This is a genomic window from Polymorphospora sp. NPDC051019, assembly GCF_040683055.1.
GTDB classification, from domain to species: domain Bacteria; phylum Actinomycetota; class Actinomycetes; order Mycobacteriales; family Micromonosporaceae; genus Polymorphospora; species Polymorphospora lycopeni.
Map to the genome: position 1 here is coordinate 29578 of NZ_JBFBCH010000021.1, position 16415 is coordinate 45992.

General features: G+C 71.1%; 13 protein-coding genes. 7 read left to right on the top strand and 6 right to left on the bottom strand.

Annotated elements, in window-relative coordinates; translation table 11 throughout:
- Positions 1–21: 21 nt before the first annotated feature.
- From AB0M79_RS28850 to AB0M79_RS28865, 4 genes are read left to right on the top strand one after another with little or no spacing between them, the layout of a single operon-like run.
- On the top strand, positions 22–2097 hold the full coding sequence (locus AB0M79_RS28850; RefSeq protein ID WP_364219471.1) for an acetate--CoA ligase family protein: 2076 nt from the start codon (positions 22–24) through the stop codon (positions 2095–2097).
- A 5-nt stretch (positions 2098–2102) separates the two neighbouring features.
- Complete coding sequence (locus tag AB0M79_RS28855; protein ID WP_364219474.1) at positions 2103–3620, top strand: long-chain fatty acid--CoA ligase; 1518 nt, start codon at positions 2103–2105, stop codon at positions 3618–3620.
- A 3-nt stretch (positions 3621–3623) separates the two neighbouring features.
- Positions 3624–4796: an acyl-CoA dehydrogenase family protein gene (locus tag AB0M79_RS28860; RefSeq protein WP_364219477.1), complete on the top strand. Its 1173-nt coding sequence runs from the start codon at positions 3624–3626 to the stop codon at positions 4794–4796.
- 22 nt (positions 4797–4818) lie between these two features.
- Positions 4819–5796, top strand: a complete 978-nt coding sequence (locus AB0M79_RS28865; RefSeq protein ID WP_364219480.1) for an acyl-CoA dehydrogenase family protein — start codon at positions 4819–4821, stop codon at positions 5794–5796.
- Between the two features lie 131 nt (positions 5797–5927).
- On the opposite strand, the gene AB0M79_RS28870 is transcribed toward AB0M79_RS28865, so the two are convergent.
- Positions 5928–6740: an enoyl-CoA hydratase-related protein gene (locus tag AB0M79_RS28870; RefSeq protein ID WP_364219483.1), complete on the bottom strand. Its 813-nt coding sequence runs from the start codon at positions 6738–6740 to the stop codon at positions 5928–5930.
- Between the two features lie 81 nt (positions 6741–6821).
- Here AB0M79_RS28870 and AB0M79_RS28875 point away from each other — a divergent pair, with 81 nt between their 5' ends.
- Entirely contained in the window at positions 6822–9299 is a 2478-nt protein-coding gene (locus AB0M79_RS28875) for a CoA transferase (protein WP_364219486.1), read from the top strand.
- A complete protein-coding gene (locus AB0M79_RS28880) occupies positions 9296–10354 on the top strand; it encodes an LLM class F420-dependent oxidoreductase (protein WP_364219489.1) in 1059 nt (352 codons plus the stop codon). The genes AB0M79_RS28875 and AB0M79_RS28880 overlap by 4 nt, the downstream gene beginning before the upstream one ends.
- Before the next feature lie 23 nt (positions 10355–10377).
- On the opposite strand, the gene AB0M79_RS28885 is transcribed toward AB0M79_RS28880, so the two are convergent.
- The 3 genes from AB0M79_RS28885 to AB0M79_RS28895 are packed head-to-tail and all read right to left on the bottom strand — an operon-like array spanning position 10378 to position 13122.
- Positions 10378–11166: a crotonase/enoyl-CoA hydratase family protein gene (locus AB0M79_RS28885; RefSeq protein WP_364219492.1), complete on the bottom strand. Its 789-nt coding sequence runs from the start codon at positions 11164–11166 to the stop codon at positions 10378–10380.
- Positions 11163–11930 carry an SDR family NAD(P)-dependent oxidoreductase gene (locus AB0M79_RS28890; RefSeq protein WP_364219495.1) on the bottom strand — a complete coding sequence of 256 codons (768 nt, stop codon included), beginning with the start codon at positions 11928–11930 and terminating at the stop codon, positions 11163–11165. Before AB0M79_RS28890 ends, AB0M79_RS28885 begins: the two co-directional genes overlap by 4 nt.
- Positions 11931–11967: 37 nt before the next feature.
- Complete coding sequence (locus AB0M79_RS28895) at positions 11968–13122, bottom strand: acyl-CoA dehydrogenase family protein (RefSeq protein ID WP_364219498.1); 1155 nt, start codon at positions 13120–13122, stop codon at positions 11968–11970.
- A gap of 125 nt (positions 13123–13247) precedes the next feature.
- Here AB0M79_RS28895 and AB0M79_RS28900 point away from each other — a divergent pair, with 125 nt between their 5' ends.
- Positions 13248–14429 (top strand): CaiB/BaiF CoA-transferase family protein, encoded by a 1182-nt coding sequence (locus tag AB0M79_RS28900; protein ID WP_364219501.1) that lies wholly within the window; start codon positions 13248–13250, stop codon positions 14427–14429.
- A gap of 68 nt (positions 14430–14497) precedes the next feature.
- Here AB0M79_RS28900 and AB0M79_RS28905 read toward each other — a convergent pair whose 3' ends face one another.
- Together AB0M79_RS28905 and AB0M79_RS28910 are read right to left on the bottom strand one after the other, a co-directional pair.
- A complete protein-coding gene (locus AB0M79_RS28905; RefSeq protein ID WP_364219504.1) occupies positions 14498–15091 on the bottom strand; it encodes a TetR/AcrR family transcriptional regulator in 594 nt (197 codons plus the stop codon).
- Between the two features lie 11 nt (positions 15092–15102).
- Positions 15103–16254 (bottom strand): thiolase family protein, encoded by a 1152-nt coding sequence (locus tag AB0M79_RS28910; protein ID WP_364219749.1) that lies wholly within the window; start codon positions 16252–16254, stop codon positions 15103–15105.
- Positions 16255–16415 lie beyond the last annotated feature (161 nt).

The following is a 16415-nucleotide window of genomic DNA, read 5'->3' on the forward strand; positions in this document are numbered from 1 at the left end:
AAGAAAGAGAACGGACGAACCTTGACACTCACCGCGTTCCTGAATCCCCGGTCCATCGCCGTGGTCGGTGCCTCGCAGAAAGCGGACTCGGTCGGCGGGCGGATCATGGGCCAGCTCACCACCAGCTTCGACGGACCGATCTATCCGATCAACCCGAACTACGACACCGTACGCGGGCTGCCCGCCTTTCCCACGGTCGGCGCGGTCGGACAACCGGTCGACCTGGTGCTGGCCGCGGCAAGCAGCAAGCTGATCCCGTCCATCCTGCGGGAGAGCACGCAGTCGGGCGCGCAGGGCGCCGTGGTCTACTCGTCGGGCTTCGCCGAGGTCGGCGGAGCCGGCGAGGCGCTCCAGGCCGAACTCGACCGCCTCGTCGCCGAGACCGGGCTGCGCCTGCTCGGCCCGAACTGCCTCGGCTTCGCCAACTTCCGGCGCGGGTTGACCGCGACCTTCACCCGGGTGCCCTTCGACGTCCGGGACGGGAACATCGCCGTCCTGGCCCAGAGCGGGTCGATGGGCATCGGTACGGCCAGCCTGCTGCGCGCCGACGGCGCCGGCGTGGGCTTCTGGGCGGCCACCGGCAACGAACTCGACGTCTCCACCGGCGAACTGGCCATGGAACTGCTCGCCAGCGAGGAGGACGTCCCCGACGTCATCGCCATGGTCGTCGAGGGGGTGAACAACGCCGCGACGGTCATGAAGGCCGGCCGGCAGGCGGCCCGGGCGGGCAAGCAGGTCGTGCTGCTGAAGCTGGGGCGCACCGAACGGGGCAGGCAGGCGGCGATCAGCCACACCGCAGCCCTGGCCGGCTCCTACGCGACCTTCGCGGCGGCGTGCGAGCAGAACGGCATCGTCATGGTCGACACGATCCGGGAACTCGTCGACGTGACCCGCGGCTTCGCCGCCGGCCGCCGGCCACGGGGCAACCGGGTCGTCGTCATCAGCAGCAGCGGCGGCAACGGCGCTCTGATGGCCGACGCGACCGAGCAGGCCGGGCTCGCGCTGCCACCGCCGAGCGCGCAACTGCGGGCCGGGCTCGCGGAAGTGCTCCCGTCCTTCGGCTCCACGGGCAACCCGGTCGACATCACCGGCAACCTCGTCAACGACCTGCGCCCGGTGGCGGCCGTGCTCGAGGAGGTCGGCTCCAGCGACGAGTTCGACATCGTCGCGTACGGCACCGTGGCACGTACGCTGCCGGAGACCCACCGCGAGATCCTGCTGCGCGCCGCGCGGGGCACCGACAAGCCGTTCCTGGCCCTGGCCCATCAACCGGACGTGCTGACCCGGATGGCAGAACGTGGCCTGACCTGCTTCGCCGACGCCGCCAGCCTGATCGGTGTCGCCGGGAAACTGGTGCGGGCGCAGGAGGCCGGCGCGTTCCTCGACCTCACCGACGCCCCGTCGGCCGGCGCGGCCACGGTCACCGCCACGACCGGAACGCTGTCGGAGTCCGAGTCGAAGGCGCTGCTCGTACGCTACGGCGTACCGGTGCCGACCGAGACGGTCGTCGACGCGGAGGACGCGGCGGTGCGTGCCGTGGAGGAGCTTCCGGGACCCGCCGTACTCAAGATCGACGCGGCCTGGCTCCCACACAAGTCCGACGTCGGCGGCGTGATCGTCGGTGTGCGGGGGAGGGAAGCGGCGTCGGCCGCCTTCGCCCGCCTCGGCCAGGTGGCGCGAGAACATCGTCCCACCCCCGACGCGCCGTACCGGATCCTCGTGGCCGAACAGGTGCCGCCCGGGATCGAACTCATGCTCGGCCTGACGCGGGACCCCGTGCACGGAGCGGTCGTGACGCTCGCCGCCGGCGGTGTCGCCGCCGAGATCATCGCCGAGTCCCAGGTCTCGGTCGTCCCGTTCAACCGGTCCCGGGCCCGGGCCATGGTCGACCGCCTCTGGGGCGGACGACTCGTCAGCCACCACCGGGGGCTCACCGCGGCGGCGCGGGACTCGCTCGTGGACGTCCTCATGGGCGTCCAGCGGCTCGCCCTGGCCGAGCCGGCGGTCGCGGAGGCCGACGTGAACCCACTGATCGCGACACCGGACCGGGTCGTCGCCGTCGACGGCCTCGTGGTGCTCGACGGAGGGCAAGGGTGAGCGTCGTGACGACCGGAAACGGCTACTCGGTATCCGAGCGGATCGCGCAGGTGATGCGGATCGACCCCGCCGCCGACGCCCTCGAATTCCAGGGGCGGTGGGTCACCTGGGGACGGCTGCGGGAACTCGGCGACGCGGTGCAGGGCATCCTCGCCGCCTTCGGCCTGCCGCCAGGGGCACCGATCGGCATGCTCATGCGCAACCGTCCCGGTACGGTCGCGGCGATCCTGTCCCTGCTGACGCACGAACAGACCCTGGTCACCGTGTCCAGCCTGCAGCCGGACGCGAAGCTGGCCGCGGAACTGGGCCGGCTGCCGGCGACGGTCCTGCTCGCCCACCCCGACGACTGGGCCAGACCCGGGGTACGGGAAGCCGCCGCCGCCGCGGGCTGCCTGGCGATCGCCATCGACGACACCCGGGTCGAGGTGCTGGAGCCGCTGCGCCGCGACGACGCGGCCGACCTCGCCATGCCGGGCACCGCCATCCTCATGCTCACCAGCGGCACGACCGGGCCACCGAAACGCGTCCCCCTCACTTATGCGGGATTCGACGCCGGCTACGCCGGTGCGTCGCACTACGAGAGCGGCTCGGCGGCGGTGCGGCTGCGCGACAGCGTCGCGATCGTGATGGCACCGCTGGTGCACGTCAGCGGGATCTTCACACTGCTGCTGAACGTTCAGGCCGGACGCAAGATAGCCCTGCTGGAGCGGTTCGCGGTCGACGAATGGCTGGAGCTGGTCACCGAACACCGACCGAAGGCCATCACGCTCCCGCCGACGGCGCTGCGGATGGTGATGGCCGCCGGTGTCGAACCGGAGCGGCTGTCCTTCGCCCGCAGCGTTCTCGTGGGCACCGCACCGATCAGCGTCGAGGACCAGCTCGCCTGGGAGGACCGGTACGGCATCCCCATCCTGGTCGTCTACGGCGCGACGGAGTTCGCGGGCGGGATCGCCGGCTGGACGCTCGACGACCACCGCCGGTTCGCCGCCACCAAACGCGGCTCGGTCGGCCGCGCCCACCCCGGCGTCGAACTGCGGGTCACCGACGAGGTCACGGCAGAGCCGCTCGGCGCCGGCGAGGTCGGCCTGCTCGAGGTGCGGGCGCCGCAACTGGGCAGGCGTGGATCGCAGTGGGTACGGACCACCGACCGGGCCCGCCTCGACGAGGACGGCTTCCTCTGGATCGTCGGTCGGGCCGACGACGTCATCATCCGCGGCGGATTCAAGGTCTCGACCGGGACCGTCGCGGAGACCCTCAAGCTCCACCCCGCCGTACGCGACGCCGGCGTCATCGGCCTCGACGACCCCCGACTCGGGCAGGTTCCCGTCGCCGCGGTGGAGGTCGCCCCGGGGGAGACCGTCGACGAGGCGGCGTTGAAGCAGTTCGCGCGCGAGCGTCTGACGCCGTACCAGGTGCCGGTGCGAATCCACGTGCTCGATTCGCTACCGCGCACCGCCGCGCTGAAGGTCAGCGGACCGCTGCTGCGCGAACTGCTCGAGCCACTGGCACGACAGGAGCGCTGAACCATGCGACTGCAGCTCAACAGCCGGGAACGGGAGTTTCAGGAGCGCGCGGCGGACTGGCTGTCGGACAACGTACCGACAGCCGACCGCCCACCGTCGGGACCGGCCATGGTCGACTTCGACCGTGCGTGGCAGCGCCGCCAGTACGACGGCGGCTGGGCCGGGGTCTCCTGGCCGAGCGAGTTCGGCGGTGCCGGACTGAGCCTCACCGAGCAGATCCTGTGGTACGAGCAGTGCGCGCGGTTCGACGCCCCGGAACCGGGGGTGTTCAACATCGCGCTGGGCCACGCCGGCCCCACCCTCATCGTCGAGGGCAGCGAGGCGCAGAAGCACGACCACCTCGGACCGATCCTGCGCGGCGAGGAGATCTGGGCACAGGGCTTCTCCGAACCCGGTGCCGGCTCCGACCTGGCGAGCCTGCGCATGCGCGCCGTACGCGACGGGGACGACCTGGTCGTCAACGGCTCGAAGATCTGGACGACGAAGGCGTCGGTCAGCGACTGGCAGGAGCTTCTCGTCAGGACCGATCCGGAGGCGGCCCGCCACCACGGACTGTCGTTCCTCATCGTGGCCCTCGACACCCCGGGGATCGAGGTGCGCCCGATCACCACGATGGACGGCGACACACCCTTCGCGGAGGTCTTCTACGACGACGTACGCATCCCGCTCGCCAACGTGGTGGGCCGGCTCGGCGACGGCTGGAAGGTCGCCATGACGACCCTCGGCCTCGAACGCGGCACGATGACGCTCGGAATGGTGATCCGGCTGCTGAAGCTGATCGACCAGGTCAGGGAACTCGCGGCGACCCGGGTCGACCGGCGGGGTCGGGCCATGCTCGCCAACGACGAGGTGGCGGCGGCGATCGCCGACATCGAGTCCGAGGGGGTCGCGCTCTACGCGCTCGCCCTCGCCTTCGTCTCCGAGGTCGTCCGCACCGGGAAGGCCGGACCGAAGGGCTCGATGGTGCGCCCGTTCTACGCCGAACTCAGCCAGCGGGTCAAACGCCTCGGCGCGGACCTTCTCGACCGGGAAGGGCTGACGGTCGACGGCTCGGCGGCCGCCGCGGAGTTCGTCCCCTCCTACCTCTACTCGTTCGCCCACACGATCGGAACGGGCACCTCCGAGGTACAACGCAACGTGATCGCCCAACGCGTGCTCGGACTGCCGCGCGGCTGAGCCAAGGAACAGGGGACAGGCAATGGATCTGTATCCGTCGGACGAGCAGCGGGAGCTTTCCGCGGCCGTACGCGACGTGCTCGCCGGGGCCGCGCCGATGGACGGTGCGACGGGGAGCGACGACGCCTGGTCGGTCGCGGCCGGCCAGGGCTGGTTCGCCCTCGGCCTCGACGAGGCCGACGGTGGCCTCGGCGGGACGCTCGCCGACGAGGCGCAGGTCTTCGCGCAGATCGGCGCCGCCGCTGCCGCCGGACCGTTCCTCGCCACGAACCTCGCCGCCCGGGTCGCCGCCGTCGCCGGCGAACGGGCGCTTGCCGACGGGTTGGCGGCCGGGGCACTCCGGGCGGCCCACGCGTTCGGCTCCCACGACGACCGGTTCACCGCCTTCGATGCCCGTGGCGCGGGCGTGTTGCTCCTCGTCGACGAAGAACGCTCCCGGCTGCGCCTGTACGGGCTGGCGGACCGGGACATCGTCGACGACCTCTCTCCGATGGATCCAGCGGTCACCGTGGCCAGGGTCGGCCTGGACCGCGCCGAGGTGCTCGCCGAGATCACCGGAGCCGACGCCGACGCCGTCCTCGTACGCGCGTCCGTCCTGGTCGCCGCGATGCTCTCGGGCGTGGCGACGGCCGCCACCTCGATGTCGGTCGAGTACGCCAAGATCAGAGAGCAGTTCGGCCGGCCGATCGGCGCGTTCCAGGCGATCTCCCACCGCTGTGCGGAGATGGCGATCCGCTCGAACGCCGCGTCGGCGGTCGTCGACCTCGCCGCCGTCAGCGTCGACGAGGGACACCCGGACCTGCGGCGCCGGGTGGCGGCCGCCCGGCGGTTCACCGGGTCGTCCGCGTTGGAGAACGCCCGGGTGAACATCCAGAACCACGGGGCGATCGGCTTCACGTGGGAGCACGGCGCTCACCGGCTGCTCAAGCGTGCGCGGTTTCTCGGGCTGGGTTTCCAGCCTCGCGACCTGCAGACCGAGGTGCTCGTCGGCACCGGCTGACCTGCCCGGCACCGCGTCGGTCCGGGCCCGTGCGTCGATCCAACCAGTTGGTCGTACGCCCGGGCCGTTGACCGCCGGCCGGACAAGGCCGGGCCGCCACGGGGAATCGCCGCGCGGTTCCGGCGTCGTCGTCAGCGGTCGCGTGCGTCGGATCGCCTCGCGCGCTCGCGCGCCTCGCGATAGGTGCCGCCGTGGTCGATCGCTGTGTAGACCCGCTCGTAGCCGTCGGCCCACGCCTCGTCGAAGCTGCGGGCGGCGTCGAGTCGCACCTGCTGACGGAGTTGGTCGAGCGCATGGGCGCTGTTCGCGGCGACCTGGAGTGCGTACTGCCGCACGTCATCCTGCAACGACTGCGGTTCGGTCAGGAACTGGGCGAGCCCGTAGTCATGTGCCTGGGTCCCACTGATGACCCGTGCGCTGAGTAGCAGGTCGAGCGCACGGCCGGTGCCGACCAACTGGGTGAGGGTCCAGGAGAGGTTCAGCTCGGCCGCCAGGCCGAGTTTCGCGATCGTCGTGGTCCACTTCGCGTCCGGAACCGTGAACCGGACGTCGGCCATGAGCGCGTGGGCGAGGCCCGCACCAGCGACCGCGCCGTTGACCGCGGCGATGACAGGCTTGGAGATCCGTACCGCCGCGTCCCGGGGAGCTTCCCGCGCCCGCTGACGCACACCCTCGCCGGTGAGACTCTCGAGTCTGCTGAAGTCGGCGCCGGCGCAGAAACCTCGGCCGGCGCCCGTGACGACGACGACGCGGACCGCCGGGTCGGCATCGGCTCGCTGGAGCGCGGCGACGTAGCGGTTGGTCATGTCGCCGACAAGTGCGTTGAGGCGATCTGGACGGTTGAACGTGATCGTTGCGATCGGCCCGTCGACCGCGTAGAGGATCGTGTGCTCCGCCGCCTGGTCGGCTTGGTCAGACATTCTTTCAGTGTACCGATCGGTCAACGGAGGACAAGCTCGCCTACGAATGGACCGCGCTAGAGATGGACCTTGTTCTCCGTTCGACCGATCGGTACATTGCACGCTATGTCGACGGGTCCTGGGACGGGTGAGTTCGACGGCATGCTCAGCGGCTGCCGGGTGATCGACGCGACGGACGGGCGCGCGATGCTCGCGGGACGCATCCTCGCCGACCTCGGTGCCGACGTCGTCCAGCTTGAGCCGGCGCGGGGAGCCCGCACGCGCCGGCCGCATCCGCGGTCCACGCCCGGACGGTCCAACATGTGGTCGACCTTGGCGGCCGGCAAGTCCCGCCTCCTCCTCGACCTTGACGTGGCGGACGATCGGGAACGCTTCGTCGACCTCTGTGGTCGCGCCGACGTGCTCCTGCACTCCGGCGCGGGCGGAATCCTGGGTTCCACCCTCCAGGTGGCGGAACTTCCCGCACTGGCATCCGAACTCGTCGTCGTCACGATCACGGCTTTCGGTCTGGGTGGACCCAAGAGCGGCGCCCCGGCCAGCGACCTCACCTTGTGGGCCGCGGGCGGACCGATGGAGCCGCTGCGCGACGGGTCCCGCCCCCCGCTGCGGGTCTCGGTTCCCCAGGCGTGGCTACATGCCGCGGCCGACGCTGTCGTGGGTGCGCTGCTGGGACTACTGGGTTCCGAGCAGACCGGCCGCGGCCAGGTCGTGGACGTGTCGGTGCAGGCGTCGGTGACGCTCGCGACCCTCGGCTGGTCGCTCAGCGGGAAGATCGGCGAGACGGCGCGGCCGGGCGGCCTGTTCAGTGCCCAGCGCCCCGATCAGAGCGGCAGCGGTTCGACGGCGGCCGGCTCGATGCGTCGCTGGGAGTGCGCGGACGGGTTCGTCGAGTTGAACCTCTCGATGGGCCCCGCCACCGGCGCCTTCACGAACCGCCTGTTCGCCTGGATCGCCGAGGAACGCGGCGACGCGGTTCCCTTCCGCGAACTGGACTGGCGCGAGGTCCCGGCCGCGCTGAGGTCGGGGGACGTCGATGCGACCCTGATCGAGGCAGCGCGGGCTGTCGTCAAGAACTTCCTCGCGTGCAAGGCGAAGCGCGAGATCCTCGAACAGTCACTCGCCCGACGTCTGCTCGCCGTGCCGGTCCACGACCTGGCCGACGTCGCGGCGGATGCGCAGTTGGCCAGCCGTGGCTTCTGGGTCGACGTGGCGCAGGAGAGGGGCGGCGTCGCGATCCCCGGACGGTTCGCGCACGTGTCCGGCGCCCCCGGGCCCACGGTACGTGGGGCCGCACCGGCGGCTGACGCGCCGAACGACGACCCGCTGAGGCGCTGGGCCGTCCGCGACCGCAGGTCCGCCGGCGCGACCGCCGGTGCGGCGCCCGTCGACGGACTTCGGGTGCTCGACCTGTCCTGGGTCGTGGCCGGCCCTCTCATCGGCCGTACCCTCGCGGACTTCGGGGCAACCGTCATCCGTGTCGAGTCCGCGGCTCGGATCGACACGGCGCGCGTGGCGGGCCCGTTCGTCGGCGGGCAGTGGGGGCCGGAGAACTCGGCGCTCTACGGGACCTGCAACGCGGGCAAACTCGGCGTCGCCCTGGACCTCTCGACCGAGCCGGGGCGGGAGGTCGTGCGTGACCTCGCGGCGTGGGCCGACGTGGTCATCGAGTCGTTCGCGCCGGGGCGGCTGGCCGCGTGGGGCCTCGGATACGACCGGCTCGCGGCGGGGCACGAGGACCTGATCATGCTGTCGACGAGCATGACGGGCCAGACGGGCCCCCATGCCCGCCTCGCCGGGTTCGGCAACGTCGGCGCCTCGCTCAGTGGTTTCCAGGCCCTCGCCGGCTGGCCCGACCGCCCTCCCGTCGGGCCCTTCGGCGCCTACACCGACTACGTCGCGCCCCGGTTCTCGTTGGCGACGCTGCTGGCGGCCCTCCGGCACCGGGAACGCACGGGCCGCGGTTGCTGGATCGACGTGTCCCAGGTCGAGTGCGGCGTCATGTTCCTGTCACCGGAACTGCACGCCTACCGGGTCGACGGGCAGCTTGCGCGAGCCCGTGGCAACGCCGACGCGGACCATGTGCTCCACGGGGTTTACCCGTGCCGCTCCACCGACGACCGGGGGCGCTACGTCGCGATAGCGGCCGCCGACGACGAGCAGTGGGAACGGCTCGCCGCCGTGCTCGGTCTGCGCCCCGATGAGCCGATGTCGTCGCCGCGTGCCGCCGGGCCGGCCGTGCCCACCATCGACGACCTCGTCAGCGAACGCACGCGCGCCTGGGATGCCGACGAGTTGCAGGATCGGTTGCTCGACGCCGGGGTACCCGCGCACGTCGTCGCCGACGGTGCCGACCTCGCCGCGGACCCGCAGCTGGCCGCGCTGGGACACTTCGTCGAGGTTCCGCACCCGATCCATGGGCGAATGACCGTGGAGGCGCCGCGGTACCGTCTCTCCGCCACTCCGGGGCGGGTGCGAGGTGCCGCGCCGACGCTCGGGCAGCACACACGCCAGGTGCTGACCCAGGTCCTCGGCTACGACGTCACGCGCGTCGACCGACTCCAGGAAGAGGGTGTGCTTCGATGACTCTCCGCATCGGCTTCACGTCGGGGATCTGGACCTCGAGTGAGCGCGTGCGTGACCTGCGCGACCTCGTACTCGCGGCCGAGCGTCTCGGCTTCGACTCGGTCTGGGCGGGCGAGGCGTACGGCAACGACGCGCTCACCCCGCTCGCGTGGGCCGCGGCGCAAACGACACGCGTACGGCTGGGCACATCGGTGCTGCAGATGCCGACGCGCAGCCCGGCCGCGGTGGCGATGGCCGCGGCATCCCTGGACCTCCTCTCCGGCGGGCGGTTCGAGTTGGGCCTGGGCACATCCGGGCCCCAGGTTGCCGAGGGTCTGCACGGTCAGCGGTTCGAGCGGCCGTTGGCGCTCACGCGCGACTACGTCGCGATCGTCCGTACGGCGCTGCGCCGCGAGGTCGTCGAGCATCGTGGCGAGGTCCTGACCGTGCCGCTGCCCGGCGGCCCGGGAAAGGCGCTACGGCTGATGATCTCGCCGACCCAGCGGCGGATTCCGATCCACCTGGCGGCGAACGGTCCGCGGAGCATGGAACTCGCCGGCGAGATCGCGGATGGCATCATCCCCACGATGCTCACACCCGACGGCGTCCGCCGGGCATGGGGGCGGGTGCGGCACGGCGCCGACCGGATCGGCCGGTCGCTCGACGACTTCGCGATCACGGTCACGATGAAACTCGTGATCGATCCTGATCCCGAGGCCGCACGGGACCGGGCGCGGCCCTATCTGGCACGCCTCGTCGGAGGCATGGGCTCGCGCGAGCAGAACTTCTACAACGACGCGGTGACGCGGGCCGGTTTCGGGGACGAGGCGCACGAGATTCGCGCCCGGTACCTGGGCGGAGATCGCGCCGGGGCCGTCGCGGCCGTCACCGACGACGTGGTCCGGGCCTTCTGTCTTGCCGGCTCGCCGACCGAGGTCGCGCATCGGATAGCCGAGTACCGCGCCGCTGGCGCCACCCGTCTGATCGTCGCGAGTCTCGCCGACGGGCTCGAGCGCGAGATGGAGCAGCTCGAGATGGTGGCAGAGTTGGCCGGCCTCGACGCCGCCACCGAGTAGCGCCAACGAGACCGGCGCACAGACTAGCGTCCCTTCCAGACCGGGCTGCGTTTCTCCGCGAACGCCGTCGCCCCTTCCTTGGCGTCCTGCGAGGCGAACACGACCTCGCTCAGACTCCGCTGCCGCTCGAACGCCTCGGACAGCGGCCAGTCGGCCGACCCGGTCGCGATGGACTTGGAGGCGGCGACCGACAGGGGAGCGTTCGCCGAGATCCGCCGGGCGAGGTCGAACGCGGCGTCCAGCGCCTGTCCGTCGGCGACGACCGCGTTCAGCAGCCCCAGACCGCTCGCCCGCTCGGCGGAGATCGGGTCGCCGGTCAGCAGCATCTCCAACGCGATCGCCTGCGGCAGGCGGCGAGGCAGCCGGAACATCCCACCGCCCCTGGCGAGCAGCCCGCGCTTGACCTCGGGTAGACCGAAGCGGGCCGAGGCGCCGGCGGTCACCAGATCGCAGGCGAGGACCATCTCGAAGCCGCCGCCGAGAGCCCAGCCCTCCACGGCGGCGATGATCGGCTTGGCCGGCGGTGCCTCGACGAGCCCGGCGAACCCGCGCTCGGCGGTCGCGGCGCGCTCGCCGGCGGCGAAGCGCTTGAGGTCCATTCCGGCGCAGAAGTTGCCGCCGCGTCCGGTGAGGATCGCCACCCGAAGGCCGGGTTCGGCGTCCAGCCGGGTGAGCGCGTCGGCGATCGCCCTGGCCGCGCTCCTGGTCATCGCGTTGCGTTGCCGCGGACGGTTGATTTCCAGGAGCAGGATGCCGTCGTGTTCGCAGGCCACGACCTCCGGTTCGAGGGTCGTGGCGGGTCCGTCGCTCACCGGGGTGCCATCCTGATCGCGCCGTCCAGCCGGACCGTCTCGCCGTTGAGATACCCGTTCTGCAACAGGGTGACCGCCAGCGCGGCGTAGTCGTCCGGGTCACCCAGCCGCTTCGGGTGCGGCACGGTCGCGGCGAGACTGTCGCGGATGTCGCCCCGAAGCCGGGCGAGCATCGGCGTGTCGAAGATGCCGGGTGCGATGGTGTTCACGCGGATCGCCCAGCTGGCCAGGTCGCGCGCCGCGACGATGGTCATCGCATGGACGGCACCCTTCGACGCGGAGTAGGAGGTCTGTCCGATCTGCCCCTCGAACGCGGCCGCGGATGCCGTCAGGACGATGGCGCCACGGTCGCCGTCCTCGATGCTGTTGCCGCTCATGCGGGCCGCGGACAGGCGCAGCACGTTGTACGTACCGATCAGATTGACCTCGAGCACGTCGCGGAAGCTCTTGAGCGGGGCCGGCCGGCGTTCCTTGTCGATGACGCGCAGGCGGTCGCCGCCCCGGCCGGCGCAGTGGACGACCGCGCGCAGGACGCCCAGTTCCTGGGCCACGTCGAGCGGGGATCGCAGGGAGTCCTCGTTGGTGATGTCGGCGGCCGCGAAGCGTGCGTTCGGACCCAGGCGCTCGGCGACGGCGGGGCCGTCGGAGCTCGCGAAGTCGGTGATCACGACCTTGGCGCCGGCTTTGACGAGTGCGGCGGCGGTGGCGGCGCCGAGCCCGGACGCCGCGCCGGTTACCAGCGCTGAAGCGCCGTTGAGATCCATGGTTCTCCTGTGGTCGGTCCGCGGCGCGGACGCGTTGTCATCGGTCGGATGCGAGCTCGCGTCCGATGATCTCTTTCATGATTTCCGTGGTCCCGCCCACGATGGTCTGCACCCGGCCGTCGGCGAAGGCACGCGCTATCGGGTACTCCTCCATGTAGCCGTAGCCGCCGTGCATCTGCAGGCAGGCGGTGACCACGCGTTGCTGCAGCTCGGTCGCCCACCACTTGGCCTTGGCCGCCGTGGTGGCGTCCAGGCGTCCCTCGTCGAGTTCGTGTACGAGCGATTCGAGGTAGGCCCTGGTCACGTCGACCTCGGTGACGAGTTCGGCGAGCCGGAACCGCGTGTGCTGGAAGTCGATGATGCGCTGGCCGAAGGCTTTTCTCGTCTTGGTGTAGTCCACGGTCCAACCGAGCGCGGCCTCGGCGCCGGCAAGTCCGCGCCAGGCGATCGAAAGGCGTTCCAGGGGGAGCTGTCGGGTCAGGTGGTGGAACCCGCGCCCCTCCTCGCCGACGAGGTTCCCACCGGGTACGGCGACCTCGTCGAAGTACAGCTCCGCGGTGTCCTGCGCGTGCAGCCCGAGTTTCCGTAGCTTCGGGCCCCGGCTGAACCCGGGTGTGTCGGTGGGAACCAGGATGAGGGAGAAGGTGGGTCTGCCCTCACGCTCGCCGGTCCTGGCGGCGACCAGGACCACGTCGGAGCTGAAGCCGTTGGTGATGAACGTCTTGGCGCCGTTGATCACCCATTGGTCGTCCCGACGGACGGCGGTCGTCGCGATGCCCCGCAGGTCGCTTCCCACGCCGGGCTCCGACATGGCGATCGAGGTGACCACCTCGCCGGACGCCATGCCGGGAAGCCACCGGCGCTTCTGTTCCTCGGTGCCCAGGGCGATGAGGTACCCGGCGACGATGTCCTCGTTGATTGCCAGCCCGGAGGCGAATGCCGCGGCACCGACCCTGGCCAGTTCGTCGGTGAGGACACACCGGAAGCGGTAGTCCGTCGACCCGCCGCCGCCGTACCGCTCGGGTGTGCGGAGCCCGAGCAGGCCGAGTTCGGCGGCCGCGCGCCACACCCGCCGGTCGACGAGTCGCTCCCGCTCCCAGCGGTCGAGATGTGGTGCGACGTCGCGCGAAACAAAACGACGGGCCAACGCACGGAAATCCTCGTGGTCGGCTTCGTAGAATCCCCGGCTCACCTGCGGTTCGTCCTTCGCTGTCCGAGTCGACTGTTGCGGTGATTGTTTTCGTCCCGTTGTTTTGTACGGTCCGGTCGGTACATTGTATGGGTCGGTACAGACGTTGGGAAGGCGGGAGAGGTCACATGGCGGGGCAGCTCACCGGTATAAGGGTCGTGGAGTTCCTGGGGCTGGGGCCCGCACCGTTCGGCTGCCTGCTCCTGGCCGATCTCGGTGCCGAGGTACTCACCGTCACCAGGCCCGGACAGTCGACGGCGGCCATGGTGCGCAACCGGTCCCTGCTCGAGCTGGACCTCAAGGATCCGCAGAGCGTCGCGTTCGTACGCGAGGTGATCGACGAGGCGGATGTCGTCGTCGAGAGCTTCCGACCGGGCGTCGTCGAGCGGCTGGGGCTCGCCCCCGAGCAGCTCAGGGAACGCAATCCCGGGCTGATCGTCACCAGGATGACCGGCTGGGGACAGACCGGCCCGCTCGCGCCGAGAGCCGGACACGACATCAACTACATCGCCATCACCGGCGCGCTCGACCTGGCCAGGCGTCCGGGACTCGCGCCGATGCCGTCGGCGAACCTCGTCGGCGACTTCGGCGGCGGCGGCATGTACCTCGTGATCGCGGTGCTGTCGGCACTGGTCGAGCGCGCCCGTACCGGCACCGGCACCGTCATCGACGTGGCCATCGTCGACGGCACGACGTACCTCACCACGATGCTGCACGAGTACCGCAACCTCGGGATGTGGTCGGACACCCCCGGCACGAACCGCCTCGACACGGGCGCGCCCTACTACGACAGCTACGAGACCGCCGATGGCGGCTACGTCGCCGTCGGCGCCCTCGAGGACAAGTTCTTCGAGCAACTGGCGGACGTGATCGGACTGACCCCGCAGGAGCGGGTGGGCCGGGAGGACAAGGCGAACTGGCCGCGGCTACGCGAGCGGATCGCGGCGGCGATCCGGAGCAGGACCCGTGCCGAGTGGACGGAGATCGCCGAACGGGTCGACGCCTGTATCGCACCGGTGCTCTCCCTCGCCGAGGCCGGGACGCATCCGCAGCTCGCCGCGCGCGGGGTCCTGCGCCGCACGGCCGGCGGCCGCGGCTGGGTCCCGGTGCTACCCATCGGATACGCCGACGCCCCGGTGGACGGCGCCGAGCTGCTCGAACGGTGGGGATTCGGCCATCCCACGGCCACGTTCCGCCGGCCGGCGGACGCGATTCATCCGGAGGTGTCGCCGCCGAAGGAGGCCGGGCGGGAACCGTTCGGCGGGGCACTGGCCGCCGAAGTCGGGGGAGTGGCGGGCCAGGGCACGTGAGGTGCGCCGGCATGGAGCCGGCCCGGCACGAGAACCCGTCCGTGCCGGGCGAGCGGGGAAACGGTGTCCTAGTCGCCCTTGCGTACCCGCAGGCCGTCGAGGAACAACGACACGTAGAGCTCGGAGATCTCCTTCGGGGACAGCGATCCGGCGGGCTCGATCCAGCGGTAGCTGCTGGTGAACATGCCGACTATGGCTCGGCGCTGCATGGCGTGGACCGGCCGGAAGAGCCCGGACTCGGCGCCCTCGTCGAACAGCGCCTGCCAGTACTGCTCGTACTCGTCCCGAAGATGGCGCACGTGCGAGCGGTGCGGTTCGTCGAGCGCCTGCCAGTCGCGCATCGAGGTGATCCAGGCGCTGCGGTTGGTGGACAGGTCCGTCAGCAGGTGCTCGGCCATCCGGTGCAGCCTGTCCTCGGCCGAGCCGCCGCTGGCGAGGATCCGCCGAGCCTCGCGGTTGGCGTTCTCGAGCAGGCGAAGGGCGATGCTGAGCAGCAACTGCTGCTTGTTCTTGATGTGGTAGTACAGGGCACCGCGGCCCAGCCCGGTCGACTCCGACAGTTCCTGGACGCCGGTCGCGTCGTAGCCCTTCTCGGCGAAGAGTTCGGTCGCGACGCGCAGCACCCGTTCGCTGGTCGTCTCCTTGTTCGACTTCTTAGCCATGTCGTCAATAGTCAATTCTGGGACCAGAGTTCGAAGATCGTCGCGTTAGCGGTCCCGCCACCTTCGCACATCGACTGGAGACCGTACCGGATTCCGTTGTCCCGCATGTAGTGGATCAGCCGCGTGGCCAGGATCGCGCCGGAGGCGCCGAGGGGGTGTCCGACCGCGATGGCGCCCCCGACAGGGTTGAGGCGGGCCGGGTCGGCACCGGTCTCCGCCTGCCACGCGAGCGGCACCGGCGCGAATGCCTCGTTGATCTCGAAGGCGCCGATCTCGTCTATCGAGAGCCCGGCCGAACGAAGGGCGCGTTCCGTCGCGGGGATCGGCGCGGTGAGCATCTCCACCGGATCCGCGCCGGCCACCGCTCCGGCATGGAAGCGGGCGAGTGGTCGCAGCCCCAGACGGGCGGCGTTCTCCGGCGTCGTGACCAGCAGCGCGGCCGCCCCGTCGGCGATCTGCGAGGAGTTGCCGGCGTGGATCCTGCCCTCTTCGAGAAAGGCCGGCGAGAGCGACGCCAGCGTCTCCACGGAGGTGCCGCGCCGGAGCCCCTCGTCCACCTCGAGCGGGCCGCCGTCGCGCGGCACCGCAACGAGCTGTCGGGCGAAGGCGCCGGAGTCGATGGCCGCCGCGGCGCGCTCGTGGGAAAGCGCCGCGAACTCGTCGAGCCGGGTCCGGCTGAACCCCCACTTCTCGGCGATCATCTCCGCGCCGATGCCCTGGCTGAGGTCGTCGACACCGAAGCGGTCCAGGACCGTACGGCCGTAGGGCTCGCCGAACTTGCGTGCCGAACCGATCGGAACCCGGTTCATGGTCTCCACGCCACCGGCGACGATGACCTCGGCCCGGCCCGACATCACCGCGAACGCGGCGAACTCCAGGGCCTGCTGGCTCGAGCCGCAGGCCCGGTTGATCGTGACGGCCGGGATCGTCTCGGGCCAGCCGGCCGCCAGCACCGCGAAGCGGCCCACGTTGCTCGACTGGTCGCCGAGTTGGGTCACGCAGCCCCAGTAGACGTCCTCCACGACCTCGGGGTCCAGGCCCGCGCGCTTCACCAACTCGTTGAGCACGACCGCGGACAGGTCGACCGCGTGCACGTCGGCCAGCGAGCCCTTCTTGCGCCCGATCGGAGTGCGCACCGCCTCGACGACGACTGCCTCACGCAGGCCCATGGCTACCACCCTTCCCGGCGGATCAGGGCCCATGGTCGGGCCGCATGTCCGCTCAGCGATGATACACTGAACCAACCGATCGGTACACTTCTGCGAGGATGGCGAGCACCTCGCCGGCACCGAGTGCGCCAACTCGGGCCGATGGAAAGAGTGGA